The sequence below is a fragment of the Psychrobacillus sp. FSL W7-1493 genome (genome assembly GCF_038004905.1).
GTDB lineage: Bacteria > Bacillota > Bacilli > Bacillales_A > Planococcaceae > Psychrobacillus.
Genome location: NZ_JBBOSB010000001.1, coordinates 638,613 through 664,613, shown reverse-complemented (window position 1 = coordinate 664,613; position 26,001 = coordinate 638,613). Strand labels below are relative to the sequence as shown.

20 protein-coding genes are annotated in these 26,001 nt (G+C 37.2%); 8 read left to right on the top strand and 12 right to left on the bottom strand.

Translation table 11 applies throughout. The annotated features are described in order from the left end of the window. Window positions 1–104: 104 nt before the first annotated feature. Window positions 105–1,565 (top strand): IS1182 family transposase, encoded by a 1,461-nt coding sequence (locus MKX96_RS03350; protein ID WP_340881957.1) that lies wholly within the window; start codon window positions 105–107, stop codon window positions 1,563–1,565. A 286-nt stretch (window positions 1,566–1,851) separates the two neighbouring features. Here the strand turns inward: MKX96_RS03350 and MKX96_RS03345 are convergent, their stop codons facing one another. After that, window positions 1,852–4,020, bottom strand: a complete 2,169-nt coding sequence (locus MKX96_RS03345; RefSeq protein WP_340881956.1) for a YcdB/YcdC domain-containing protein — start codon at window positions 4,018–4,020, stop codon at window positions 1,852–1,854. Between the two features lie 382 nt (window positions 4,021–4,402). Here MKX96_RS03345 and MKX96_RS03340 point away from each other — a divergent pair, with 382 nt between their 5' ends. The 4 genes from MKX96_RS03340 to MKX96_RS03325 all read left to right on the top strand — a co-directional run bounded on the left by MKX96_RS03340 (window position 4,403) and on the right by MKX96_RS03325 (window position 9,612). Next, on the top strand, window positions 4,403–5,329 hold the full coding sequence (locus MKX96_RS03340) for a DUF1672 family protein (protein WP_340881954.1): 927 nt from the start codon (window positions 4,403–4,405) through the stop codon (window positions 5,327–5,329). Between the two features lie 14 nt (window positions 5,330–5,343). After that, window positions 5,344–7,425, top strand: a complete 2,082-nt coding sequence (locus MKX96_RS03335) for an SA1320 family protein (RefSeq protein ID WP_340881953.1) — start codon at window positions 5,344–5,346, stop codon at window positions 7,423–7,425. Window positions 7,426–7,599: 174 nt separating this feature from the next. Next, a complete protein-coding gene (locus MKX96_RS03330) occupies window positions 7,600–8,175 on the top strand; it encodes a TetR/AcrR family transcriptional regulator (RefSeq protein ID WP_340881951.1) in 576 nt (191 codons plus the stop codon). Between the two features lie 24 nt (window positions 8,176–8,199). Further along, window positions 8,200–9,612 carry a DHA2 family efflux MFS transporter permease subunit gene (locus tag MKX96_RS03325; RefSeq protein ID WP_340881950.1) on the top strand — a complete coding sequence of 471 codons (1,413 nt, stop codon included), beginning with the start codon at window positions 8,200–8,202 and terminating at the stop codon, window positions 9,610–9,612. A gap of 106 nt (window positions 9,613–9,718) precedes the next feature. Here the strand turns inward: MKX96_RS03325 and xylF are convergent, their stop codons facing one another. The 7 genes from xylF to MKX96_RS03290 all read right to left on the bottom strand — a co-directional run bounded on the left by xylF (window position 9,719) and on the right by MKX96_RS03290 (window position 18,806). Continuing rightward, on the bottom strand, window positions 9,719–10,771 hold the full coding sequence (gene xylF / locus MKX96_RS03320; protein WP_340881949.1) for a D-xylose ABC transporter substrate-binding protein: 1,053 nt from the start codon (window positions 10,769–10,771) through the stop codon (window positions 9,719–9,721). An 11-nt stretch (window positions 10,772–10,782) separates the two neighbouring features. Then, entirely contained in the window at window positions 10,783–12,330 is a 1,548-nt protein-coding gene (locus MKX96_RS03315) for a response regulator (RefSeq protein WP_340881948.1), read from the bottom strand. Next, a complete protein-coding gene (locus MKX96_RS03310; RefSeq protein WP_340881946.1) occupies window positions 12,305–13,768 on the bottom strand; it encodes a sensor histidine kinase in 1,464 nt (487 codons plus the stop codon). Before MKX96_RS03310 ends, MKX96_RS03315 begins: the two co-directional genes overlap by 26 nt. Beyond that, the gene (locus MKX96_RS03305; protein WP_340881943.1) at window positions 13,765–14,745 is read right to left on the bottom strand and encodes a sugar ABC transporter substrate-binding protein; all 981 of its coding nucleotides are present in this window, start codon (window positions 14,743–14,745) and stop codon (window positions 13,765–13,767) included. The genes MKX96_RS03310 and MKX96_RS03305 overlap by 4 nt, the downstream gene beginning before the upstream one ends. A gap of 155 nt (window positions 14,746–14,900) precedes the next feature. Then, window positions 14,901–16,076, bottom strand: coding sequence for a sugar ABC transporter permease (locus MKX96_RS03300; RefSeq protein WP_340881942.1), 1,176 nt, complete (start codon window positions 16,074–16,076; stop codon window positions 14,901–14,903). Between the two features lie 18 nt (window positions 16,077–16,094). Next, window positions 16,095–17,615: a sugar ABC transporter ATP-binding protein gene (locus MKX96_RS03295; RefSeq protein ID WP_340881940.1), complete on the bottom strand. Its 1,521-nt coding sequence runs from the start codon at window positions 17,613–17,615 to the stop codon at window positions 16,095–16,097. A gap of 84 nt (window positions 17,616–17,699) precedes the next feature. Then, on the bottom strand, window positions 17,700–18,806 hold the full coding sequence (locus tag MKX96_RS03290) for a sugar ABC transporter substrate-binding protein (RefSeq protein ID WP_340881939.1): 1,107 nt from the start codon (window positions 18,804–18,806) through the stop codon (window positions 17,700–17,702). Between the two features lie 299 nt (window positions 18,807–19,105). Here MKX96_RS03290 and MKX96_RS03285 point away from each other — a divergent pair, with 299 nt between their 5' ends. Both MKX96_RS03285 and MKX96_RS03280 read left to right on the top strand, forming a co-directional pair. Further along, window positions 19,106–20,512, top strand: coding sequence for a right-handed parallel beta-helix repeat-containing protein (locus MKX96_RS03285; RefSeq protein WP_340881938.1), 1,407 nt, complete (start codon window positions 19,106–19,108; stop codon window positions 20,510–20,512). Window positions 20,513–20,673: 161 nt separating this feature from the next. Next, on the top strand, window positions 20,674–22,086 hold the full coding sequence (locus MKX96_RS03280; RefSeq protein ID WP_340881936.1) for a VanZ family protein: 1,413 nt from the start codon (window positions 20,674–20,676) through the stop codon (window positions 22,084–22,086). 58 nt (window positions 22,087–22,144) lie between these two features. Here the strand turns inward: MKX96_RS03280 and MKX96_RS03275 are convergent, their stop codons facing one another. Both MKX96_RS03275 and MKX96_RS03270 read right to left on the bottom strand, forming a co-directional pair. Beyond that, window positions 22,145–22,615 carry a YtxH domain-containing protein gene (locus MKX96_RS03275; protein ID WP_340881935.1) on the bottom strand — a complete coding sequence of 157 codons (471 nt, stop codon included), beginning with the start codon at window positions 22,613–22,615 and terminating at the stop codon, window positions 22,145–22,147. Window positions 22,616–23,139: 524 nt separating this feature from the next. Then, window positions 23,140–23,436, bottom strand: coding sequence for a hypothetical protein (locus tag MKX96_RS03270; RefSeq protein WP_340881933.1), 297 nt, complete (start codon window positions 23,434–23,436; stop codon window positions 23,140–23,142). A gap of 210 nt (window positions 23,437–23,646) precedes the next feature. On the opposite strand from MKX96_RS03270, the gene MKX96_RS03265 reads away from it, so the two are divergent. Continuing rightward, window positions 23,647–23,832, top strand: coding sequence for a tyrosine-type recombinase/integrase (locus tag MKX96_RS03265; RefSeq protein ID WP_340881931.1), 186 nt, complete (start codon window positions 23,647–23,649; stop codon window positions 23,830–23,832). A gap of 175 nt (window positions 23,833–24,007) precedes the next feature. Here MKX96_RS03265 and groL read toward each other — a convergent pair whose 3' ends face one another. Then, window positions 24,008–25,642 carry a chaperonin GroEL gene (gene groL, locus MKX96_RS03260; protein WP_340881928.1) on the bottom strand — a complete coding sequence of 545 codons (1,635 nt, stop codon included), beginning with the start codon at window positions 25,640–25,642 and terminating at the stop codon, window positions 24,008–24,010. A 40-nt stretch (window positions 25,643–25,682) separates the two neighbouring features. Continuing rightward, a complete protein-coding gene (gene groES / locus MKX96_RS03255) occupies window positions 25,683–25,967 on the bottom strand; it encodes a co-chaperone GroES (protein ID WP_169360458.1) in 285 nt (94 codons plus the stop codon). Window positions 25,968–26,001 lie beyond the last annotated feature (34 nt).

The following is a 26,001-nucleotide window of genomic DNA, read 5'->3' as shown; positions in this document are numbered from 1 at the left end:
AAGCGATTGCGTGAACAGATTTCTGTTCACGCAATCGCTTTTTCTTTATCTTACATCCTCTTATCATAGTATAATGAGTAAAACTAACTAGAGGTGACGCAGCCATGATTTCCAAACAAGAAACACTAAATTTGAGCCCTTATATAGCTTTGTATGATTTAGTTATCCCAAAAGATAATATGCTTCGCCAAATCAACGAGCTCGTCGATTTTTCATTTATCTTAGACGAATTAAAATCAAAATATTGTTTGGATAATGGTAGAAATGCGATTCCACCTATTCGTATGTTCAAATATTTACTGTTGAAAGCCATACATGACCTATCAGATGCCGATCTCGTAGAGCGTTCAAAATTCGATATGTCGTTTAAATATTTTCTAGATATGTCACCAGAAGAAGAGGTCATTGATTCCAGTTCTCTTACAAAATTTCGCCGCCTTCGTCTCCAAGACATGAATCTATTAGATTTACTCATTGGAAAGACGGTTGAAATTGCGTTGGAAAAAGGGCTTATCACCAGTAAAACCGTTATTGTCGATGCAACTCACACAAAAGCTCGTTATAATCAAAAATCACCAAAAGAGTTTTTACAAGAAAAATCAAAAAATGTGCGTAAAACGGTTTACCAACTCGAGGAAGAGATGGTCGGAAAGTTTCCTAAAAAGCCAACTTCAAATGAAGTGACGGAGGAATTGGATTATTGCCGCCGAGTTGTGGAAGTCGTCGAAACACAATCAAAAGTAGCACAAATCCCTGCTGTGAAAGAAAAATTAAATGTCTTAAAAGAAGTCATCGATGATTACGATACACAGTTGGGTCATTCAAAAGATCCTGATGCGCGTGTCGGACATAAATCGGCAGACTCGGCTTTCTTTGGATTCAAAACGCATATCGCGATGAGTGATGAACGAATTATCACAGCCGCGATTGTAACAACTGGTGAAAAAAGTGATGGTCAATATCTTCAAGAATTAGTAGAGAAAAGTAAAGGGACAGGGATGGACATCGAGACGATCATTGGAGACACGGCTTATTCAGGCAAAGATAATTTACAATACGCCAAATCGGAAGAACTTCAATTAATTTCAAAATTAAATCCCGTTATCACAAATGGTAACGGTCAAAGAAAAATTGCATTTGATTTTAATAAAGATGCCGGTATGTTTGTGTGCCCAGTCGGGCACATGGCGATTCGAAAAGCACGGACTGGAAAGAAAAATGAAAATCAAAATCAAAAAATCACCTTTTATTTTGACATCGAAAAATGTAAAGTTTGTCCAATGCGTGAAGGCTGCTATACAGAAGGTGCGAAAAGTAAAACGTATAGCATCTCATTGAAATCAAATGAACATGAAGAACAAGAGGCCTTCCAAGAAACTGAGGCCTTCAAAGAACTAGCCAAAAAACGCTATAAAATTGAGGCGAAAAATAGTGAGATTAAAAATCCGCACGGCTATAAAACGGCAAAATCAGCGGGTTTATTTGGCATGGAAATACAAGGTGCCACAACGATATTCGCTGTCAACCTGAAACGGATCATGAAACTACTAAATGAAAAAGAGTAAGAAATAGACAATGAAATAAGGCACTTTCCGTTCGAATTGAACAGAAAGTGCCTTGTTTTTGGTTGAAAAACCAATTAGATTTTAAAACTCGTTAGTTTTTCAGTGCCCTCGCTAATATTGGTGAGTTTTTTCTAATTTAATGATTTATTACTAAGCAGGTGCAGATATAAGCGTCTTCGCCTAGTTTTAGGGTTTGCGCAAGGTTCAACCTCGTTTTTACAAGGTTCTCTCATGTTTATGCAAGGTTCAGTGGGATTTGTTTAAAATTCATCCTACTAACAATAACTTAGTAGCCGAATCTATAATCTCTTCCCTTTTTCGATATCTCATGTCCCAAACGAATTGTTGAAACAGCAAGCTCTGCATAGGTCACTTGCTTCGTAGGGTTAAACTGATTTTTCTCTGCCTTTACTAATCCTAGAGAATCAGCCAACACAATATAGCCAGTATATTCAGCCTTTATCTTCTTGCTATCCGTGAAGTCATTTTTGTATATCTTAGTTTGCTTAGCTGCTTCCTCTAAGCCTAATGCACGAATATACCATATAGACAGCTCTTCTTTAGTAATTGGACTATCTACATCAAAGGTTGATTTGTCTGCAGTTATTACACCAAGCTCTACTGCTCGTTCGATCGCCTGATAGGAAGCATGCTTCGCATCGATATTGGTAAAGGTTTGCTTAGCATTCTCGGAGTCCCCCATAGGATAGCCCTGGTAAATATATGTTAAGGAATTCATCATTACTTTGATAGCTTCTCCTTTAGATACTGCGGCATCTCCATTAAAAGCCTTAGCATCTTTTACGGTTAACACTTTAGATTGGATTAAATAATTTAGTTCGGCTGCTGCAGTAGGATGAGAAACTTCTGGTAGCACCTCTCTATTGTATTCGTTAAACCATTTACCAGTGCTTGCCTCTAATACCTGATGTTCTTCTTGATTAAACAATGGGGAAGATATTAAATAATAGTTATTATTTTCTTGCTTCAAATATTCTTTCATGTAGCTTGTCTTTAACGTAATGGCCTTTTTAAATGTCTCTGTTGCTTCTTTCTCAGAAATAATTTTTTCTTTTGATGGCCACTCATCAATTAGAGGTCTATCAATGCTTATGCTACTTAGAGAACCATTCTTATTAATATTTACGCTAATTTGGTCTCCTGAAACAGATATTCCATCAATAATTCGAGGGAACGAGAAGTAATATCCGCTCATCTGGTCGGCATAGCTGGTCTCAGTAGGAAGAGCATACTCGTGTACGTAAGAAGGCAAATACTCTTTTGCATACTCCACTGCCTTAGCTAACGCATCCTCATAAGATAGGGACTTCTGATCTATATTCTCGTCTAACATTTCCTTAATTTCTTGCTGCATACTATGAAAACGAATTAGCTCACCTGTTTTCTTATCGAATTCTATATTAGATCCAGAACCGGAACCATTAGAATAATGATACATATAGCTAACACTGATTACATCTTGTCCGTTATAATTTTTCATCTCATCTACAGATTGAATTGTTAATTTGATCTTATTGGAATCGACCTTCAGTAAACCCTCTGCTGTTTTCTTAGCCTCTTCTTTTGTAATGCCATTGTGTTTAGCAGGCAATGCCTTTTCTACAATCATTTGATATTCTTTAGGAGCAGGATATTCTTTTAAAAACTCATAGGAATTAAACCACTCGCCAGTAATAGCATTCACACTTAGTATTTCAGGCTTATAAACTAGCTTCACCTCTTGCTTATTACCTTCGTTTGGATAGGTAATTTGATATTGCAGCTTAGTGGTCAGCTTGTCTTTTATTTGATTTAAAATCACTTCAGCATCTTTCACCTTTTTAACATCATCGAACGTAGGAGACTTGCTTGGAATAGAACGATTAAACCCTACTATCTCTCCACTGCCTAGAATAGTCACATTAACGTGCTGATCCCCAATAGTAACCCCATCCTGCATACGGTTAAAAGTAAAAGTATAGCGAATGGGTTGGGTTAAAGTTTGTGAACTATAATAAAAGTCTTCCATTCCTTTATCTAACTGGTAGTTTCCATCCTTCATATACTTTTTCATAAAGTCATGAGCAAGTTGTTTAGCTTCCTCTTTAGATACCTTCCCTGGAAATAGCGAATCTGCAGTTGCTACTGGGTCATATTGAAAAGACTCTATCTCATAATTATCCCCATAAAAACCTATGCTCCCCGAGATATCCTTCCCCTTTTCTTGCTTATGAAAAGACATACTATGCCTAATTGCCTTTTCATTTGGATGATTAAAGGAATGCAAGTAAAATTCGCTTGGCTTGATCGAGTCGAAAATCCCCGGAAAGCTAGCTTTAAACTTTTTAAGCAATTCCTCCTTAGACACTAAAACGTCTGTAGCAGCAACCTGAGTCACTACATTATAAGGCTGTGTTCCTGTCGTATTTGATGCATTTGCAGTAGTCGATAACATTCCTAGCGATAATGCTGACGCGGTTAAAATAATCCCTATCTTCTTCAGAAAAAGTCCCCCTTTAAGGTAATAACTATATTATAAGCTAATATATGGAAATTAGAAACATATATTTTCCTAATATTTTAACTATTTAATTAAATTTACCTATAAAAGTGTTGTTCGTTTGAAGATTCCTAGTCTCCTATTTACAATTATTAAATTCGTAAAAAATCCTTCTCCACAGTCTACCAAAGTCCTTATTTTATATGTCATCTCTAGACCCATCTAACTATTTTCTCAAAATTCAAATAAAATATGAAGCTATTATTTTCATATCTATTAAGGTTTGATTACAATTAATAAAAACCGACAGTTTGAGCTTTAAAGCGGGAGGATTAATATGAAGAATAACAAAATGGCCGTAGCAATTGTTAGCACTACACTTTTATTAGGAGGCTGCAACATGGAAGTAGAAAGCAAAAAAGAACCTGAAATAATCGGTAAAGGAGATGTGGCTTTAGATTCTTCAAGCTTTGTTAGTGTTCAAGATTACACGGGGGAGGAATATACCCTACAGGATGGCGCGGAAACAGATAAAATAGCTGAAGCGAATCGAGAGGAAATTGAACAAGCGGTAAAGGACTTCTTTTTAAACAACTATAAAACAGAAGTGAAAATCCATAACATTGTGGGAGCTGTGGACGGTGCCTCTGTATTCGTCGAATCTTTAGGAGAACCTCATTTTTACACATTTGCCATTGTACCTATTGATATTGAAAAAGAAAAAGTAGAAGCAGATAAAGTATGGTCTCAAGAGGGACAGATAGAAGATGCCATTACTACTGGGCTTTATGCTATGATCCATGATCAGGAATTTTCTACACTTGATAACTACTTAGAGAAACTCACTGAAGAAAATCCTATTGTAGGTACCCGTATGGAGGCAGTTGAAAAGGTAGGAGCTAATGGATTTGCAACTCCCTATTATTATACAAGCGCTGCTGGTGAATACTTTACCGAGCTTTACAACAAATATATAGAAAATCCTACCATTAGCAAAGAAGAGCTAAAAAGCTCGATGAAAAAGTATGATTTAGATTCAAATCTAATGCTTATTACGGTTACTTTATATATGAAAGAATCCGATACCAACCCAGATGAAGTACTCTATGACAAAATAGTTTCAGATATCGAGCAAATGGACGGCCTACCACCAGGTTCATATTCCGTCATTTTACATGATAACTTGATAAATGCAGAATATGCTGACGGCTCCAAAAAAAGCTCGATAAACAAAACTGCCTTGAATGAAATTAGAAAAGAATAGGAGTGGAAATCTAGGTGACTACTATTAATCCTGTTTCTAACGTCCAGACAACTGACCAAGATTTAGTAGAATTAGCTGGTTTTCATGCGTACCGACATTATCCACCCGGCAAAATTATAACCGTTAACGATAAAATATTTAAAGTAGTAGATACCCAATATGGGATGTCCTCTGGCCTGGATGCTGTTACTGTCCAAAACCATGAAACAAAGGAATTAACGGTAGTTTATATAGGGAGTGAGGACAATAAGGATTGGATCGATACCAATGCAAAGCTACTCGCTGACACTCCCCCCGCACAAGTAAGTGATGCACAAGAATACTTTGACTGGGTAAATGCTAACCTTGGGAAAGTAGATTCCGTAACAGGTAACTCCCTAGGTGGAGGACTAACTAATGCTGTGGCTATTGAAAATCCTCAGGTGAAGGCTGTCACTTTAAATCCAGCCATCCTTCCTGCTGGTTTAGTAGATCCTACAACGATGTACGATAATATAACTAATTACTATAGCCGCTTTGACTTCCTTACGAGTACAGAGGAATCACTTGGACTAGGTAATAGAATACCAGGGAAAAAATATAGCATTAATAATGGGGTGCCCCTGCTTTCCATGATTGCCTCGAATCATACAGGTTATGTAGATCCAGATAAAGATGGGAACTTCGTGATTGAAGTTGGTATAAAGGGACAGCCTGGACATGGATTTATCCATATTGGGGCCGACGATCATATTGTAACAAGTATTTGGACAGGAAACCCTATTTATGCAGGCTATAGTGAAAAAATTGAAATTAATCAAGAAAATATGATTTTACTCTCCAATGGAATTAGAGACCAAGTAAAAGGTCGAATTACCAATGTCCAAGAGTATATAAGTAACTCAGTCAGTATTGTAGAGGACGAGAATGCAAAATTCAGTCAGCGTGTCACCACACTTCAAGAGACATTCCAACAAAAGTTGGAGGAAATAGCTGTAGACCCACTATTTAAAGGAATAGCGGAGACAGGGGCCATTATCAAAGCAGCAATCGATGACTTAATCGACCTTCTTAATAAGGCTGAGGATCGTTGTCTTATATTAAACAGCATTCTAAACTCAAAGCCTGCAGAACTTATTGAGTTTATTACCTCCACTAACATAAGTGTAGAAACGCTCTTTGCTCCAGCTAGGGACTATTTAAACCAACTCAAGCAAGATGTAGATCACCTAGTCGCTAGTGCTAACAATATCCTTTATAACGAAATCCCTGAACTATTTAGAGGAGGCACAGACAATTTTATTGATGCAGTTGTAGGGGAGCTCGGTGCACATTATAATATCTTAAAGATAAACAAAGAAGAAGTATATAATCAATTAACTGAGTACGAAGCTCAGGTTAACGATATTGCCCATTCTTTTATTAATCGAGATGTGAGCTTAGCAGATGCTATCCAATCGGGAGCCACACCAGGAGAACGTGTAGATGCTGTTCAAAAAACAGAAATTAAAACAATTCAGGAATCTTCTTATTTGGTAATCGGAATGAAAATGAAGGAAGTCCAAGTAGAATTAGCTCATAATACAATTGTTACTGTAGGAACAACGATATTAAGACCTATCCTTTCTAGGCTGGAACAAATTGTACTTTTAATAGAAGTTGCATTGACTGCCATTATTCTCGCTGTAAAGGCTGCTCAAAATATCGCTTTATATGGAAATCCAATCAGCTTGTTAATGAGCCTATTTACAGATTATGAGCAACGAGTTAAAAGTGCTGTTGCCAGTGCTCTAGAGCCTCTCATAGAAATGGAAGTCTTAATGGAAAGTTTCCGTGTTGGATTTAATCGGATGAATGCAAACCTACCGGAGATGCTTGATAACTTTAAGCCTTATCTGGATACCGCCATCTTTGAACCATCTAAGTTTGAAAATGTACGATTATACAATGTGGCGACCTTAGCCATTTTAGATGAAATGGAGCTACTGTTTAATGAAATCATTTACCAGCTAGCAGATGAAAAAGCTAATGCCATCGAAGAAACTTTAGAGGTCTCCAAAAATGTGTTAGGAAACTTACAGATTCTAAAGGAGCAAGTAGATAGAGGTACTTTATAATATAAAGCTTTGGGACTCCAGTGCAGCACTGCTACATTAGAGTTCTTTTATTTTGCTTATGTATGTTATCTAGTTCTTCTGTTCTCTAATCTTGCATTGTCTTTCAATAGTCTATATACTAGTCTTTGTGCAAAAAACAAACCGACCGTTCTGTTTTAGAAAGGAGTAATAGATATGCCCCCAGGGATGGAAACTAAACAACATCTCATTCAAACTGCTAGTCATCTATTTAGTTGTTATGGTTTTGAAGCGGTAAGTATCTCCACTATTATCAACGAAAGCAACACAACTAAAGGCGCTCTTTATCATCACTTTCCGAACGGTAAGGAAGAGCTACTCCTTGCTGCTATCCAATATACAGGAGATTTGTTACTAAGTGATACTAAAAATCTATTGAATAAATCTGCTGATCCTATTGAAATGTTATTAAATCAATTGCATATGATTGCTACGCAAATTGAGCAAAAGCATGAATTATATGGTGTTCCTATTGGTAATATTGCAGGAGAAATGGCTCTTAAAAATAATGGGATACGTCTAGCCTGTGATCACGTTTTTAAAAGCTGGCAAAAATTAGTAAAAGAGAAGTTTATCGAGTATGGTATGTCGGAAGAATGTGCAAGTAATCTTGCCATCACATTAAACGCATTATTTGAAGGTGGGATATTGTTGAGCGTCACAAGCGCTTCTGGTGATCCATTAAGAGCTATCGCCAAGCAAATACCCAATTTAGTACCACCAAAACAGTAATTTATAATAGAGAGTAGGATTTACATGTCACAACCAATTAAAAAATTACCTATACTCTCTGCTTTCTTAATAGCAGGCTTTGTAGGTCTCTTCAGTGAAACAGCACTAAACATGGCATTAGGACAACTAACTGTCGAGCTAGGCGTTGAACATACAACGATTCAATGGCTGACAACTGGCTTCCTGCTGACCCTAGGTATACTTGTCCCGATTTCCGGATTGCTAATCCAAAAATTTACGACTCGTCAGCTATTCTTAACCTCCTTAACATTTTCTATCGTAGGGACAATAATTGCAGGACTTGCGCCAACCTTTGCCTTCTTATTGATGGCACGTATTGTACAAGCAGTTGGTACTGCTATCTTATTGCCTCTGATGTTTAATACGGTTCTATTAATCTTCCCAGTTGAAAAACGTGGATCCGCGATGGGTATCATGGGACTTGTCATTATGTTTGCACCGGCAATCTCTCCTACCGTATCTGGAATCATATTAGAATACTTAACTTGGCACTGGATTTTCTGGACTACACTTCCATTCCTTGTATTTGCTTTAGTTTTCGGCTATTTCTATATGCAAAATGTTAATGAACTAACTCATCCGAAGATTGATGTACTATCTGTTCTCTTCTCCAGTATTGGATTCGGAGGAATTGTCTATGGCTTCAGCGTTGCTGGAGAAAATGGTTGGGGGAGTACTATTGTAATTGTTGCGTTAGCTGCAGGTATAATTGGTCTTGCTCTATTCACTTGGCGCCAGCTGAACATGGAAAAACCAATGATCAACTTGACTGTATTAAAATATCCTATGTTTGTATTAGGACTCATTGCGGTATTTATCGCATTTATGTGTATTCTTTCTACCATGATCTTGCTTCCGCTTTACCTACAAACAGGCTTAGCCTTAGCAACATTTACAGCAGGTCTGGTTTTGTTACCAGGTGGTGTCATTAATGGGATTTTCTCACCTATTGTCGGACGTCTATTTGACGAATACGGCGCAAAGGTATTAGTAATGCCAGGGTTTATCTTGATTGGAATTGCGTTTGTATTCTTTATGCAAATTGACCAACAAACATCTCAACTAACGATTATCGTGCTTCATAGTGTTATGATGATTGGCGTATCACTTGTGATGGCTCCTGCTCAAACAAACGGCTTAAATCAGTTACCGCGTCATTTATATCCAGACGGCACTGCCTTAATGAACACGCTACAGCAAGTATCAGGTGCAATTGGAACTGCCGTGGCCATTACTATTATGTCCACTGCTCAAACTTCATATATGAATAAAGAAGGTACTCCTATCCCTTCAGTAGATTCATTTATTTATGGAGTACAAACATCTTTTAAATATGCAATTGCATTAGCAGTAGTTGGTTTGATTCTTTCATTCTTTATTAAAGGAAAAAAACAAACGATCAATCAACATAATTAAAAACAAAAAAGAACCTTCAAGCTTAATTGCTTGAAGGTTTTCTATGTCTTTTCAGAGGAAAATGAAATTTTCACGCTTATCAATTTCCACATTATATATAATCGCTCTATTCCATATAAACATCTGTTTTTGAATGAAAACCATCTGAAATTACAGTCGTATTAATATTAGAATCATTTACTGGTATAGGTGTTAATAATACGGAAGGAACTTCTATTTTTCCATTATTCACTTTCTGCTTCGCTGAAATCTCCTTACCCTCCGCCATAGAAACTGCGAGTCTAGCTACTTCCTCTGTAAGCATACGAATAGGTTTATAGACAGTCATCGTTTGGGTTCCCTTAACGATCCGCTGTACGCCTGCCAGGTCTGCATCCTGTCCTGCCACTGGTATTTGTCCTGCTAGCCCATTCGCCTCCAGCGCTTCTATCACACCGCCTGCAGTAGCATCGTTTGCTGCTATTACTGCATCGATTTGCAAGTTTGTGTTTTGAAGAGCTTGTATCATGTTGGAATTAGCATTGACCGGAGTCCAATCTTTTGTCCACTGGTCATAAATAATATTAATATCCCCATTATCGATATATGGACGGAGTACTTTAAACACTCCCTTTTTTAGAAGATGCGCATTATTATCAGTAATGGCTCCTCCTATAAATACGTAGTTTCCCTTTGGAACACGCTCAATCATAGCCCTGGCTTGCATTTCTCCCACTTGTTCATTGTCGAAGGAAACATATAAATCGAGGTCTGCATTTTTCACGAGTCGGTCATAGGCAATGACTTTTATTCCCGCAAGATGAGCCTTATGGACAATAGCAGCAGTTGCCTCCGCATTATGAGGAACTATTACTAAAACATCTACACCGCTTTGAATAAGACTTTCTGCTTGTGAGATTTGAAGCGCGTCATCTCCACTGGCGGCAACAATCTCCACCTTGGCTCCCAAAGCTTCTACAGCCTCCTTGAACAAATCTCTATCCTTTATCCAACGTTCTTCCAGTAGGGTATCCATCGAAAACCCAATGCGAATGGGCTCTTCGTCTTTAATAGAGGGAGAATCTTTTTCGTGTTTGATAATCTCTGTAGGCTCTGGGACACAAGCTACCAATAGAAGTATGATTCCCACTAGCCAAATAGAATTAGCCTTTCGTTTCATCCCTTCCCCCCTTACGCTTTTGCTTTCTTACTTAACATTGTTTTTCTGTAATCCTTTGGAGAAACCCCACACATCTTTTTGAATACCTTACTGAAATAATTGGGATCATGATAACCAATTTCAAACGTAATTTCCTTCAAACTACTCTCGGAATTACTAAGAAGCTTCTTAGCCTTCTCAATTCGGCAATCTGTAAGAAAATCAATATAGTTAATACCTAACTTTTCCTTGAACATTTTGCTAATATAGATGGGGCTTAAGTCTACTCTCTGTGCTAGGATATCTAACGAGATATCCTTATGCGAATTATCATATATAAATTGTTTAATTTGGTGTATTTTATCTGCTTCTATTTTCTCAAAATGAACTATATAAACCGTTTTCATATGGTTAAGTAAATGGTTAGTTTCCACTCGCAATTGCCGATAATCACGTGCTTGTAGTGGAAAAACCGGTGCTTCTGAGTCAATTCCTAACTCATTCATCACTCTATGTGCAATCCAGAGTAGCTCCAATACTCTTTGTTGCGTGTAGATTAAACCATTCCCTTTGCTCTCATGCTGCTGAATCATTTCAAATACAAACAAACGAATGGACTCCCAATCTCCAAGTCGTAGTTGCTCGAAATAATGTTTTTCCTGCTGTCTGATAATCTTATAATCTGTTTCAACTGTAATAGTCTGCATTTCCGAATAAAACCGATATTTGACTATCAGGGTGGGATCCATTGTAGCTATAAGTGCTTCTTGGTAGGATTGTCGAATGTCCTCAAGTTCTTTGTAGACTTGGCCAATTCCCATGAACCAGTTCAAACCATTACTTTCTTTATTTAATGATAAAATTTCTTTTACAAATGCGATTGCTTGAGCTCGGAAGCTAATCTCTGGTTTTCTAAAAACAATAATAGGCAATTGTCTGCCGTATAGAGCACCTACCCAAGCATTAGTTGATTGCCGAGCTTTCTGCTTGATATTTGCATATAGGTGCTCTGTCCCTTCAGGTAGTAGAAGCACCACAACAAATTTTTCCAGTGTAGCAGGGGTATCTAACAGTTCAACAAGCAAATCTATATGCACTTCATGAACATGATCAAATAATAGCTGTGTTACAATATCTGTCTCCGCAAGCGTCAGTGTTTTTTGCCACATTTCATTTGCTAGCCGGCTGCTAGCCTCTGCTTCCTTCTCGATTCTATATTCCTCTAGCACTTTTTCAACCGTAGTAATAATTTCGCTTACTTTACTTGGCTTGAGTAAGTAATCCTTTACCCCAAGCTTAATAGCTTGTCTGGCATAATCAAACATGTCGAATGCAGTTACCATTACAAACTTTATCGATGGATTGATTTCTCTTATTTTTTCTATCGCTTCCAGACCTGTTATCCCAGGCATCATAATATCCATTAATACCAAATCTGGCTGAAACCTATTTGCCAGTTCAATTGCCTGCGTCCCATTTTTAGCCTGATAAAATGTAAACTCTGGAAAAGACTTTTGAAGAATTGCTTGCATGCCTTCACGTTCTATCGGTTCATCATCGACGATCAGAAGCTTCATCATCATTTTCCTCCCATGCTATTGGAATTTGTATGATTACCTTTGTCCCTTGACCTTCTATACTATGAATATTCATTGTACTTTTATCTCCATAAAATAGGGATAGCCTTTTTACAACATTTTGAAATCCCATTCCCGTAGAATGCCCTTCGCTAGGTATAATATTTCCCTTAAGCAATTCGTCTATTTGTTTACTAGTCATACCTTTACCACTGTCTTCTATCTCTATCATTACAATTGAATGCTCTTTATAAATTCTAAACCAAATAGTGCCTCCATCTATTTCGGGCTCTATCGCGTGGATTACCGCATTCTCAATGATAGGCTGAAGCGTCAGACCTGGAATATTAATATGTAAGCAAGAATCATCAATGTCGGATACAAATCGTAAGCGATCGATAAAGCGAGCCTTTTGGATTTCCATGTATTGATTGAGTACTATAACCTCCTCTAGTAAGGTGACAGTCCCATCCCCTCGCTTAAGATTATAACGAAGTAATCCTGCTACACTAACTAGGAGGTCACTCGTTTCCTCCGCTCCATCCAAATAAGCCTTTTTGGAAAGAGTATTTAGTGTATTAAACAGGAAATGGGGGTTTATTTGACTTTGTAGAGTTTTTAATTGGCTCTCCTTTAGGAGCAGTCTGCTTTGTTGAAGCTCATGCTCCAGCTGGGCCTTTTGCTGAATTTCCTGTATTAAATCATTAATATTAATGCGCATTTTATCAAATGTTTTAGCTAGAAAGGCTATTTCATCATTAGATTTAACCTCAATCAGCTGGCTAAATCTCCCTTTTGATAATTCATTGGCTGCCTTGGTTAGCTGATGGATAGGCTTTGTGATACTCAGTGAAAACCAATGTGTCGCTAGTAGTAACACACAAGTTATTAATAGTAACAAGTAGATTCCTAGCTTTTGGAGCTCTTCAGATTGTTTAATGATATCCCGATAAAACTCATTATAAGTTTGTAGTTCACTATCTAAAATCGTCAACGTCATTTCTGATATGTACATAGAAATACGATTTGCTTCGTTAAATTCCTTAGTAGATTCTTCTATACTTTGCTCATTCAAGAACATAATAGAACGCTCTGTTGTTTCAATGAGACTATCGATTAAATGAATATAATTGGTTAAGGAAAATGAGTTTTCTACGTTTCTAAGGTCTGCAGCATCCTGTTGAACCTCTTGTATATCTACTATACTTTGATCCAGCTGTTGTCTATTTTTCTCTGTAGGACTTAGCAAATAGTTATTTAAGCTAGTTATTATTTTTTGACTTGCTGTCGTAACCTCATTCATCCTTAAGTAACGCTGCAGTACATCATTTGTTTGCTCTTGAGTTTGCTGGTTGTAATACGTAAGCGTTAACCAAATGATACCCATGATAACGAGAACAACTGTTACGAGTATCCAAATCTTCTTATGAATTGTCGTCATTGTTCCGTACCATCCGATTGAGACATCCTTATTTCAGTTAGGTAGCCATTGGAATCAAGTGGTACCACTTCACCTGTCAGCCACTTCATTAGTTGTTTGACGCTTTCTCTACCCATTCTCTCAGGCTGTTGTTCCAACACACCATCTAGCAATCCCTGCTCTAGTAATGCTTTTGATTCTATACCATCATCAAATGTATAAATGTGGTATGGCTCTACCTGAGTGCGTCTGCCAATTTCCTGGATCATTGGTCCAGCAAAGTTAGCGTTTATCGCTATAAAAGCTTGAGCTTGAGGAGTTTCATTCATCAGTTGCTGCGTAGTAGCCATCACCTGCTCCTTTGTATCCTCTGTCCCTCTCTCAATAACACGAATTCCTTTATAATGTTCAAGCACTAATTGAATCCCTTTCAAGCGCTCTTCTTGATAATGTGCTTGTATCTCATCTCTTAGAATGATGATTTCTCCAGCGGTGCCCATTTCACTAACTAAACGTTGAGCAACCATTTTACCTGCTTCTAGCTGATCTGAACCGACATAGGTCTTTCTTAAACTTTCCGCAACTGGTACATCATTAGCGACTGTAATTACAGGAATACCATAGAAAGCAGCCTTAACCTTGGTTAGTTCTTTGAATTCTTCATTGTCTAGACCTTGAACGATAATTCCACTAACCTTAGAATGAAGAGCAACCTCTATCCGCTTCAAAAAATCTTCCTGGTTATTCCCATAGCTTCCCCAGACCTCTAATTGAACCTTTTCTTCTTCCGCTTTTTCAACCGCCCCTTGTCCAACCTTATTCCAAAAAGGAGTGTCCAGTTCTTGGGTTATAAGAACAAGTCGAATGGTACCCTCATTAGAAGGAATGGTTTCAGGTATTTTACTAGAAGTAAGGAAAGCCTTTGTTGCAGAGGAAAATGTCAAATAACTAAAGATCAATATAAGTATTCCAAGTATAAAGACTACTTTTTTCCTCATTCCTTCTCCCCTTAGCTCATCTTTTTCTACTATATTACCATTTGTCCATTAATTGACAATAACTTATCTCCATTATTAATATGATTCAAGATCTATTCCTATATAGAAAAACAAAAGGTATAAGCCCACTATACCTTTTGTCTATTTAACCCACACTAAGCTCTTTGTTTTCGAGTCATCACATCGAAGATTACAGCTCCAGCTAAAACTCCTCCGCGAATCATATATTGGTAAGATATTCCGACACCTAATAAATTCATACCGCTTGATAGAGAAGCCATAACAATAGCACCAATGATGGCACCAGTTACCTTTCCTACTCCCCCAGCTGACGAAACTCCACCTACATATGCAGCTGCTATAGCATCTAATTCAAAAAGAGTACCAGCAGTAGTACTTGCTGATTGAAGACGAGAAGTAAATAAAATTCCTGATAGCGCTGCAAGCATCCCCATGGAACCGAAGACGATATATGTAATCTTTTGTACGTTGATCCCACTAAGGTGGGCAGCTTCCGGGTTACTTCCTACTGCATATATATGACGACCAAGCACTGTCTTTGTTGTTAAAAAATGATAAATTATAACGACAATGACCATAATAACAACCGTCCAGGAAAAACCATTATATCCAGCTAAAATCCATGTAATATAAGCAATAATCCCTGAGATTAAAACCAGTTTAATAGTAAAAATCCCATTAGACATCACTTCAAATCCATAATTCAATTTATTTTTACGGTTTGAAAACTCACTATAGATGTACAAAATAATACCGATTAAGCCAACAAGCAATGTCATAAGGTGTAGTCCATTAATCTGCATAATGGAGGGAATGAAACCATTTCCAATCGCGTTAAATTGACTGTCCTTAATACTAATCGTACCTGTTTTTTCTGTAACCTGTAGGAGTGCCCCTCTAAATATGAGCATCCCTGCTAATGTAGCAACGAAGGAGGGAATACCAATTCGCGCAACCAAAACACCGTTAAATAAACCGATGATTGCCCCAAAAACTAAAACAACCGGTATTGTAATCCAGATGGAAACACCCCATTGTGTGAGGAAAATCGCTGCTACTGCTCCTAAAAACCCTGCAACAAAGCCTACAGATAAGTCAATATGACGGATAACAATGACTAGTGTCATTCCAACAGCTAGAACAGCAATGTAGCCTGCTGAATCTAGTAAGTTACTTATATTACGCGAAGACATAAAAAGTCCATTGGTCATAATCGTAAATGTTAATAGAATGACGACTAATGCAATATACATTCCATAATCTCGTATATTATCTTTCACAAGAGTTTTGGCCTCTTTAAATAAATTCATGATTCTTCCCCTTTCTATCTATTGAGTAGCGAGTTCCATAATAGCTTCCTGAGATGCTTCTTCTGCACCCAGTTCCCCTCTTATAGCCCCATTCGCCATAACATAAATACGATCACTCATTCCTAGCACTTCACCAAGTTCAGAGGAAATCATAATAATACTCATACCTTCATTAATTAACTGGTTCATAATGGTATAAATTTCAAATTTCGCACCAACATCAATTCCTCGTGTCGGTTCATCCAAGATTAAAATCTTAGGTCCAGTAAACAACCATTTTCCAAGAGATACCTTTTGCTGATTTCCCCCGCTCAATTTGCCAACTATTTGCTCTAAAGAGCTTGCTTTTATATATAAAGAATCCTTGTATTCTTGACCAACCTTCACTTCTTCATTTAAGTTGAGGACTCCTTTGTTTGAGATCCCTTTCAGATGAGCCGCCGAGACGTTACTTTTGATATCTTGCAACAAAAATAATCCATCTCCCTTTCTATCCTCTGTAACATAGGCAATACCAGCTTTTATCGCGTCACTAGTATGTTTCAACACTTTAGTAGTTCCTTGCAGCTCAAGTGTTCCTTGAAGCTTATAATTTTTGGGGTTTCCGAAAATACTTAATGCAAGCTCAGTACGCCCAGAGCCCATTAGACCTGCAATACCAATAATTTCTCCCTTCTTGAGTTGAAGGTTTACATTTTTCACCGTGTTTCTACCTAACTGGGGATCGTAGGCAGACCAGTCTTTTAAAGATAAAACGGTCTCTCCGATTTTCTTGTCTTGTCGCTTTGGATAAATATCTTCAATGGCTCTCCCAACCATATTCTTGATGATGACATTTTCCGTTACCTCTCCCGTTCCTGCATCTAATGTACAAATAGTTTTTCCATCCCGAAGGACAGTTACCTTGTCCGCTATGTGAATAACCTCTTTTAGCTTATGGGAAATCATAATACAACTGATACCTTGACCTTTTAACTCTTTTAAAAGATTTAATAGATTCTCGCTATCATCCTCATTAAGTGCAGCGGTTGGCTCATCTAATATAAGCAAATTCACGTCTTTGCTTAATGCTTTGGCAATTTCTACGAGTTGTTGTTTTCCTACACCTAATTCCTTAATCAAAGTTTCTGGCGTTACCTTTAAGTTCACTTTTTCGAGTAATTTAGTTGACTGAGCAATGGTTTGATTCCAATCTACAAAAGGACCTTTTTTAATCTCATTTCCAGCAAAGATATTCTCGTAGACCGATAAATCTGGAAAAAGTGCTAGCTCTTGATAGATGATTCCAATACCAGCCTTCACGCTATCACTGATGACCTGAAATTGTTGTACTTGACCTTCAAATACAATATCGCCTTCATAAGTACCATAAGGATAAACCCCGCTTAAAACTTTCATTAAAGTAGACTTGCCTGCGCCATTTTCTCCTACTAGGCAATGGATTTCACCCTTACCTACTTTGAAATTTACATTGGATAAGGCCTTAACTCCCGGGAATTCTTTAGATATATTGTTCATTTCTAAAATATAGTCACTCATTCTAATACCTCCCTCACCTATACAAATTAAAGATAGAGAAAAAGTGATTGAAAGTTACAACACTTTTTCTCCTATAGTTAGCTTTTACTCTATACCGGTGAACTCACTTGCTTCGTAATACTCTGAATCAATTAACTCTGCCTTCACATTGTCTTTATCAACCACAATTACATCTGTTTGTTTTGCTTTTATCTCCGCTGCTCCATTATCGTATGAACCAGTGGTTTCAGGAGTTTTACCGTCCAAAATTTCCACTGCCATACCCATAGCATCTTTTACTAATGAACGAACATCTTTAAACACTGTCATGGATTGTTTTTCATCAATAATGTATTGAACAGAAGCCTTCTCTGCATCTTGACCTGTGACAAAATAGCTTGTAATAGCACTATCTGAACCAAATACATCGGCAATCGAACGAGCCGTCCCATCATTAGGAGCAAGTATTAATACATCTCCTTTTAAGTCCTCACTAGCAGCAGTCAAATGTGTCTGTGCTTTGTTTTTTGCTTCATTAGGATCCCAGTTCGTTGTAATTTGCCCAATGATTTTCCCAAGCTGATCACGAGAAAGCTCTGCGGAATCTTTTAATGCCTCTGCTTCACTTGAGTTAACAATTTTAAACGTTCCATCGGCGATTTTAGGCTGAAGTACCTGCCAAGCCCCCTCAAAGAATAGGAATGCATTATTATCTGAAGCTGCACCTGCATACAAGTACAGAGGAACATTAGAACCATTTGCATTGTCCACTAAGTACTGAGCTTGTGCAGCACCTACTGCCAAACTATCAAAAGTTACATAGTAATCTACTGCGTCCGTATCTGTTATTAGACGGTCATATGCAATTACAGTTACTCCCTCTTTCTTAGCCGCCTCTACTGCAGAAGCAGCTGCCGCGCCATCATGTGGAGTAATAATTAATACCTTGATGCCTTTATTTAATAACGCCTCAACATTTTCTTTTTCTTTTGCAGACGACCCTTGGCTAAATAAGATTTCCGTAGAATAATCCGAGTCAGCTAAGGCATCCTTAAAACGCTGTTCATCCTGAACCCAGCGTGGTTCATCCTTTGTAGGCAATACAATCCCTACATCTACTGCGCTGTTTCCACCTGCGTCACAAGCAACAGCTACTATGGCAAAAGCCATTAACATAAGTAAAAATGTGAACCCCTTGAACTTCTTCAACATTTTTAACCCTCTCCCTTTGTATAAAATCCTTACTATTTTATTATAAATTCAGATAATTATAATGAAAGCGCTATCAATAGCACTCTTTTAACATCACCTATACTTTTTTATCTTTTGGGGAAAATAAAAAAGACAAACCAATTAAGGTCGTCTCTCAAAGTCAAAAGGAAATATGGAAGTTGGAAGGTTAACCAACTGATATTCCCAGATTATTTAATCCTATATGGGGTAAATATAAATAAAGATACTAAATGATAGATTACTTAATTTTTAAAGTTGTCAGGAGGAAGAAAAGAAACATGCGAAAATTTTTACTGTTCTTAGTTGTGGGTGCTCTGTGGGCTGCCTTTCCTACAAGTTCTATAGAGGCTAAGGCAGAAACCTATACGATCACGCCAAACAGCGATACATATGGACATAAGTTCGAGAGCGCTACTACATATAATTCTCATACGAAACATTATTATTTACTTCGTTCCTATCTGGAACAGCTCGAAAAGACAAATGGTGGAACGCTCATCTTAGAAAAAGGTACCTATACAGTTTCCAATGTCCTTTTTGTCCCTTCCAATATCACGATTAAGTTAGAAGACGGTGCAAAGATTGTCAACGGCGATGAAACTGGTACCTCTGAACTCGACGCCGATAAATCACTTTTTCATCTTATACGTCCTTCGTTAGGAAAAGAAGAAGGTGTATACGGTAAACACGAAGGTGAAAAAAATATCTCTTTCATTGGAGCAGGAACAGCTACCATGGATTTAAATTTTGACAAGGATGCAATTGCTATTATTGCAGGACATAATAAAAACCTTAAGATTGATAATATTCATTTTGTAAACATGTATTCTGGTCATTTTATCGAAATTGATGCCACAAAAAATTCGGTTATATCCAACAATAAATTTATGAATTCAAAAGCTTCCCCTACTGAGATAAAAGAAGCCATTAATATCGATACCCCGGACAAGCTTACGAATGGCTGGAGCTCAAAGTGGAGTAAGTTCGACAAGACACCAAACGTCAATATGTTAATAGAAAATAATGTGTTCTACGATTTAGACCGTGCAATCGGCACTCATAAATACTCTGGTGGGAAATATCACGATCAGATTGTTATTAGAAATAACAAAATAAAAAAAATGCGTCAGGACGCAATACGAGTGATGAACTGGAGTAATGCTACGATAGAAAACAATCACTTTGAAAACGTTGACCCTGGTGACTATAATTCGAATCGGGGAATTATGGCAAGTGGTGCCTTAAATCCTACCTTCCAAAATAATTTTTTTAGAGACATACCGCGAGCAATACAATTTATAGCGTGGAAAAACGATGATTCTGGTTCTGAGTACGATATAACCTACAATAAATTAACGGAGGATAATAAAGATGCGCTTTCAACCAACACCATTTTTGATTCTAAAGAGGATTACATTCGTATAAATCCTAAATTCAAGAAATATGATGACGAGCATACGGAATTTATACCGATAAAAACAGCGTTGACTCCGCCATTGCCAAATGTGTCCTCCCGTTCATCTAAGACATTAAATTATATAAAACATAATGAAAATAAAGAAAATCCTCAGGAGACACTTCCCTTTTATGAAGATCTATTTATCTCGGTGGAGCTACCGATAACTCACCAAAGCTATCGAAGCAAGTATCAGCAACATATTACAAATACATTTATAGATTTGTAAACCTACAACTCTATTATTCGATATCAGCGTGCATCAGGCAATTAGTAACTTTATTCCATAAAAGTATAAATACTCATAAAACCTTAAGATTTCCGCTAACTTTCCCTTAAGATTTCTTTGTTACGATAAACGTATCAAAGAACTTGGGAGGTTACATTTTAATGGATTTAATAAGTATAGTGTCTGGTCTTTTACCGTATGTAAAATATTCTATTATTATTTTCATCATCTTAATAATTGGGTATTTCATAATTAAAAAATTTTTTCCGAAAAAGTTTTCCATACGGCTATCTAAATCAGTTTTTATCATTTTGCTTCTTTGCTGGGGGATTGTTGTCTTAGGTATTACAACGTTAAGTAGACCAGCAATGTTTACTGGCCAATTTAATCCTAGTCTTTTTAGTAGCTACGTGAATGCCTGGAACAAATGGTCCTTGCCTGAATTGCAGTTAATCATCTTTAATATGTTAATGTTTGTGCCATTAGGAATTTTATTACCCTTGATCCACTACAAAAACAAATCGTTTTGGCGAGTATTCTTTATTTCGATTGTAGTTACACTTTGCTTAGAAACATATCAATTCATTTCAGGTAAAGGGATTTTTGAATTGGACGATCTTGTCCATAATACAATAGGGAGTTTAGCAGGCTACTTTTTCATAATGGCAATACTGACAAGCATTGAGCAACGAAAGTTAAAATCAGCTCCAATTGTAAAAGCGTTTGCTATTCCACTTAGTTTCGTGATGTTATTCGGTATTGCCAGTGTTGTATACAACGCACAGCAATTTGGAAACCTGCCATTTAAACCTGCCCAAAAGCAAAGCATGGAGCAAATTGCCGTGCAATTAGAGACACAGCTAACTAATGATTCGTCTAACGCTTGTATTTATTACAATTCCAATGTTAGAAATATCAATAACTTTAAAACCATCTCACAATCCATCTCCCGTCGATTTGATTTACAACAGCAAGGGGATATACGTATGGAGGGTGAAAATCGACAATTAACATTTATAGACGGTGAAGGTGATAACTATTATTTAACTTATTTCATGTCTAATGGTTCCTGGTCCTTTTCATCCGATGCTTATAGCGAAGGGGTTCCAAAAGTGGATATTAAACAGCAAAAGCAGTCTATGGAGGAATGGTTAGAAGATGAAGGTTTATTCCCTAGTAATGCTACCTATGAGCAGCAAGATGAACGTACTATTCGTTGGGATTTAGACGAGCCAGAGAATTTACAATCTACGTGTGAAGACATTACACAAGGTTTCCTCATCATTACACTTTCTGATCAGCAAACGCCCGACAGCATCGCTTATTATGTGAGTAATAATCAAATGGCCGGGGAGAAGGAAATTATATCTCGACAGGAAGCATATGAAGCGTTATTAAATGGAGAGTTTAGTTTATTTAATCCTCTACAAGAAGGAGATACGTTAACGATAACGGATGTTCGCATAGACTATACTTATGATACTAAAGGTTTTTATCAGCCTGTATATATTTTTAATGGTAACGTGAACAATCCAGACTCCACCGTTGAAATTTCAATACCAGCAATCAAATAAATAAAATAGCACTTTACTTTAATGAGACCAAAGTAAAGTGCTATTTTTAATTAAGAGATTAAATTTTAGTCTGATTGTTTCCATTACCGCTGTCTACCACTTCTTCTCCCGCTTCTTTCACTTTTCCACTTATTTCTTTTATATCAGAGGTGATTTCTTTAGCACTCGAAATAATTCCACTTGAATCTTCCTTTACTTGGCTAACTGGTCCAAGAATGTTCTCGTTTACTTTTTCATATAGCGATTGCGCGTCATTTATCGCATCTTTCAGAACTGTAGAGGCAGATTTCAGTCGCTCTTGTAAATCGTTTTTTACTTCTACTGGATTGTTTCTAACTTGGCTATACATATCCAATGTTGAGTCTTTCACGTTTTTGGTTGTGGATGTTACTTTGTTTCTTGTATTGGAATCAAGCATAGCAATAGCAGCACCAATCACAGCACCAACTACTAAACCTTTTAAAAGCTTTCCATTTTTTTCTTCCTCCGCATTACTCAGTGAGTTGTTATACGTAGCAATTTGTGTCATTAATAATTCCTCCTGTCTGTTTTTTGAAATTGTTTCCTTACTACTTTAAATGCCCTTTTTTCTTTTATTTAAACTAATGGTTTACGACAGAAAGTACATGAGGAATTTTTTAACGGACAGTTTAACTATATGAAACCTCTAATATTCAAACAGATAATAAAAATTGAAAAGCTTCACGAAAGTTTATAAACTTTCGTGAAGCTTCCATTAATTAAGTATTAAGATTTTAATTTCTCCTTACATTCAAACCCTTATATATCAAGCATCAAGAGATTGCAGACAGATGAACTTAGGCTAAGACCGCGACGTCCTGTCGCAACGCCTAAGCCACCACATCCTGTGGAAGTTACATCATGCCGCCCATCACTCAACCCTATTAACACTTATATAGAAAAATAAATAGAAGTGGTCAATCTAAAACTTTTATCTTAAACAAACTCATGTGGTTATTGTTAGCGTAGCCACTATCTTGTGAGACATTCACATCTACTTGTACATTAACTCAATCACATATTTTGTATTAGTTAGTTTAGAATCAATTCGAAAAATACTAATCCAAAGAACATGCCTAACATCCATAATGCAAAGTAAAGCAATTTAATTTTTAAAGTTTGATTATTAAATACCCTTCCAGAATAACGATAAACCCAGTAGATAATTGGAAATAAAATAATAAAACAAAAAATATATTCTTTTGAAAAACTATAATGAAAATCTTTATTTCTTTCAGAAATAAAGAAAGTCAGACTACCTAATACAAAACCAATTGTATAACTACTTAATAATAAATGAGTTAGTGTTTTATCTTTTTTTATTTCCATGCTCTACTCCACCCATTTTGCCGTTCATTTCTTGAACTTGCCATTGTTTTCTTAATGTCAGATACTAAACCATTCATATTTTTTTCCCATTACTATAAGCTTTAATACTATTTGTCACTCCCTTTAATATTTTTTCTCCAAATAGAATGTAAGGAACAGGATCTAGTGACATAAACACACCCGTAATATTTGCGTAAAGAAGGATTTTCTATGGTAATAAAACTTGTTACAACAAGGTTACAACGCATATTATCAAAATCCGATATCTCGAAACATACTATACTTCATGTTTTCCGACACATCCATACATCACTATTAATTGAAGCCGGTGCAGGTATTAAAGAAATTCAACAACGATTAGGCCATACCGATATAAATACCACTATTAACATCTAGCATATCTGACGAAAAACATGGAAGAAAAGGCCTCTCAACAGTTTAGCAAACTGATGAAAGACCTTCTCTAGAATTAGTCATATGCATTTTTTTACACACCGAAGTAGTCAAAAATTGGCCATGTAGTGTAGAACGAACTCGAAACCTCTCATTTTCAAAGGGTTTCTTGATCTTATTACATCATGCCGCCCATTCCGCCCATGTCAGGCATACCCATGCCGCCTGATCCTGCTGGTTCTGGAATGTCTGCTACTACTGCTTCTGTAGTTAAGAATAGAGAAGCTACAGATGCAGCGTTTTGAAGAGCTGAACGAGTTACTTTAGTTGGGTCTACGATACCTGCTTCGATCATGTTAACCCATTCGCCTGTTGCTGCGTTGAAGCCCATGCCGATATCTTCGCGTTTTAGGCGATCTACAACGATAGATCCTTCTAAACCAGCGTTGTTAGCGATCTGACGAACTGGCTCTTCTAATGAACGAAGAACGATACGGATACCAGTTGCTACGTCGCCTTCTTTTGTTTCTGCAAGCTCAGCTACTTTGTTGTATACATTTACTAGTGCAGTACCACCACCAGATACGATACCTTCTTCTACAGCTGCGCGAGTTGCGTTTAGTGCATCTTCAATACGAAGTTTGCGTTCTTTTAACTCAGTTTCTGTTGCTGCTCCAACTTTCACAACAGCTACCCCACCAGCAAGTTTAGCAAGACGTTCTTGAAGTTTTTCTTTATCGAATTCAGAAGTTGTTTCTTCTAATTGGCCACGGATTTGAGCAACACGGCTAGAGATGTTTTTCGTATCTCCGTTACCTTCTACGATTGTTGTGTTATCTTTTGTTACTACTACTTTAGAAGCGCGTCCTAATTGAGTGATGTTCGCAGATTTAAGGTCTAAGCCTAAGTCTTCTGTGATTACTTCTGCACCAGTTAGAATAGCGATATCTTCAAGCATAGCTTTACGACGGTCACCGAATCCAGGAGCTTTAACAGCTACTGCATTGAATGTACCACGTAATTTGTTTACTACTAGAGTAGCTAAAGCTTCCCCTTCTACATCCTCAGCGATTAGTAAAAGTGGTTTACCTTGTTGAACTACTTGCTCTAGCACTGGTAAGATTTCTTGAATGCTTGAGATTTTTTTGTCTGTGATTAAGATATATGGGTTGTCTAAGTTAGCTTCCATTTTATCTGAATCAGTTACCATGTATGGAGATGCATATCCGCGGTCGAATTGCATACCTTCTACCACATCAAGCTCTGTTGTGAATCCTTTAGATTCTTCGATAGTAATAACTCCGTCGTTACCAACGCGCTCCATTGCCTCAGCGATTAATTCACCAACTTCTTCATCACCAGAAGAAATAGCAGCTACTTGAGCGATCGAATCTTTACCTTCGATTTGTTTAGAGATTGCTTTAAGCTCTGTTACAGCAGCAGCTACAGCAAAGTCGATTCCTTTACGGATACCAACTGGGTTAGCACCAGCTGTTACGTTTTTAAGTCCTTCACGGATCATAGATTGCGCAAGAACAGTCGCAGTAGTTGTACCATCACCAGCGATGTCATTTGTTTTAGAAGCAACCTCAGCTACTAATTTTGCACCCATGTTTTCAAAAGCATCCTCTAGCTCGATATCTTTTGCGATTGTTACACCATCATTTGTAATAAGTGGAGAACCAAATTTTTTCTCTAAAACTACGTTACGACCTTTTGGCCCCAATGTTACTTTAACAGCGTCTGCTAATTTATCTACTCCACGCAGCATTGCACTACGAGCGTCTTCACTAAATTTAATTTCTTTTGCCATGTTAGTATGCCCTCCTAATTGTTCTTTTTAATTTCTTTTATTAGCCGATTACAGCAAGAATATCGCTTTCGCGTAAGATTAAATAGTCGTGGCCTTCATATTTCACTTCAGTTCCAGCATATTTAGAGAAGATAATACGGTCCCCTTCTGTTACGTCTAATTCAACGCGGTTTCCGTTTTCTAGTACTCGTCCAGTACCTACTGCAACGACTTTACCTTCTTGTGGTTTCTCTTTAGCAGAGTCTGGAAGTACGATGCCAGATGCTGTTTTTTCCTCAGCTTCGATTAATTCGATTACAATACGATCACCTAATGGTCTTAACAAGTGAAACTACCTCCCTAAAATAAGTTGAATTTAA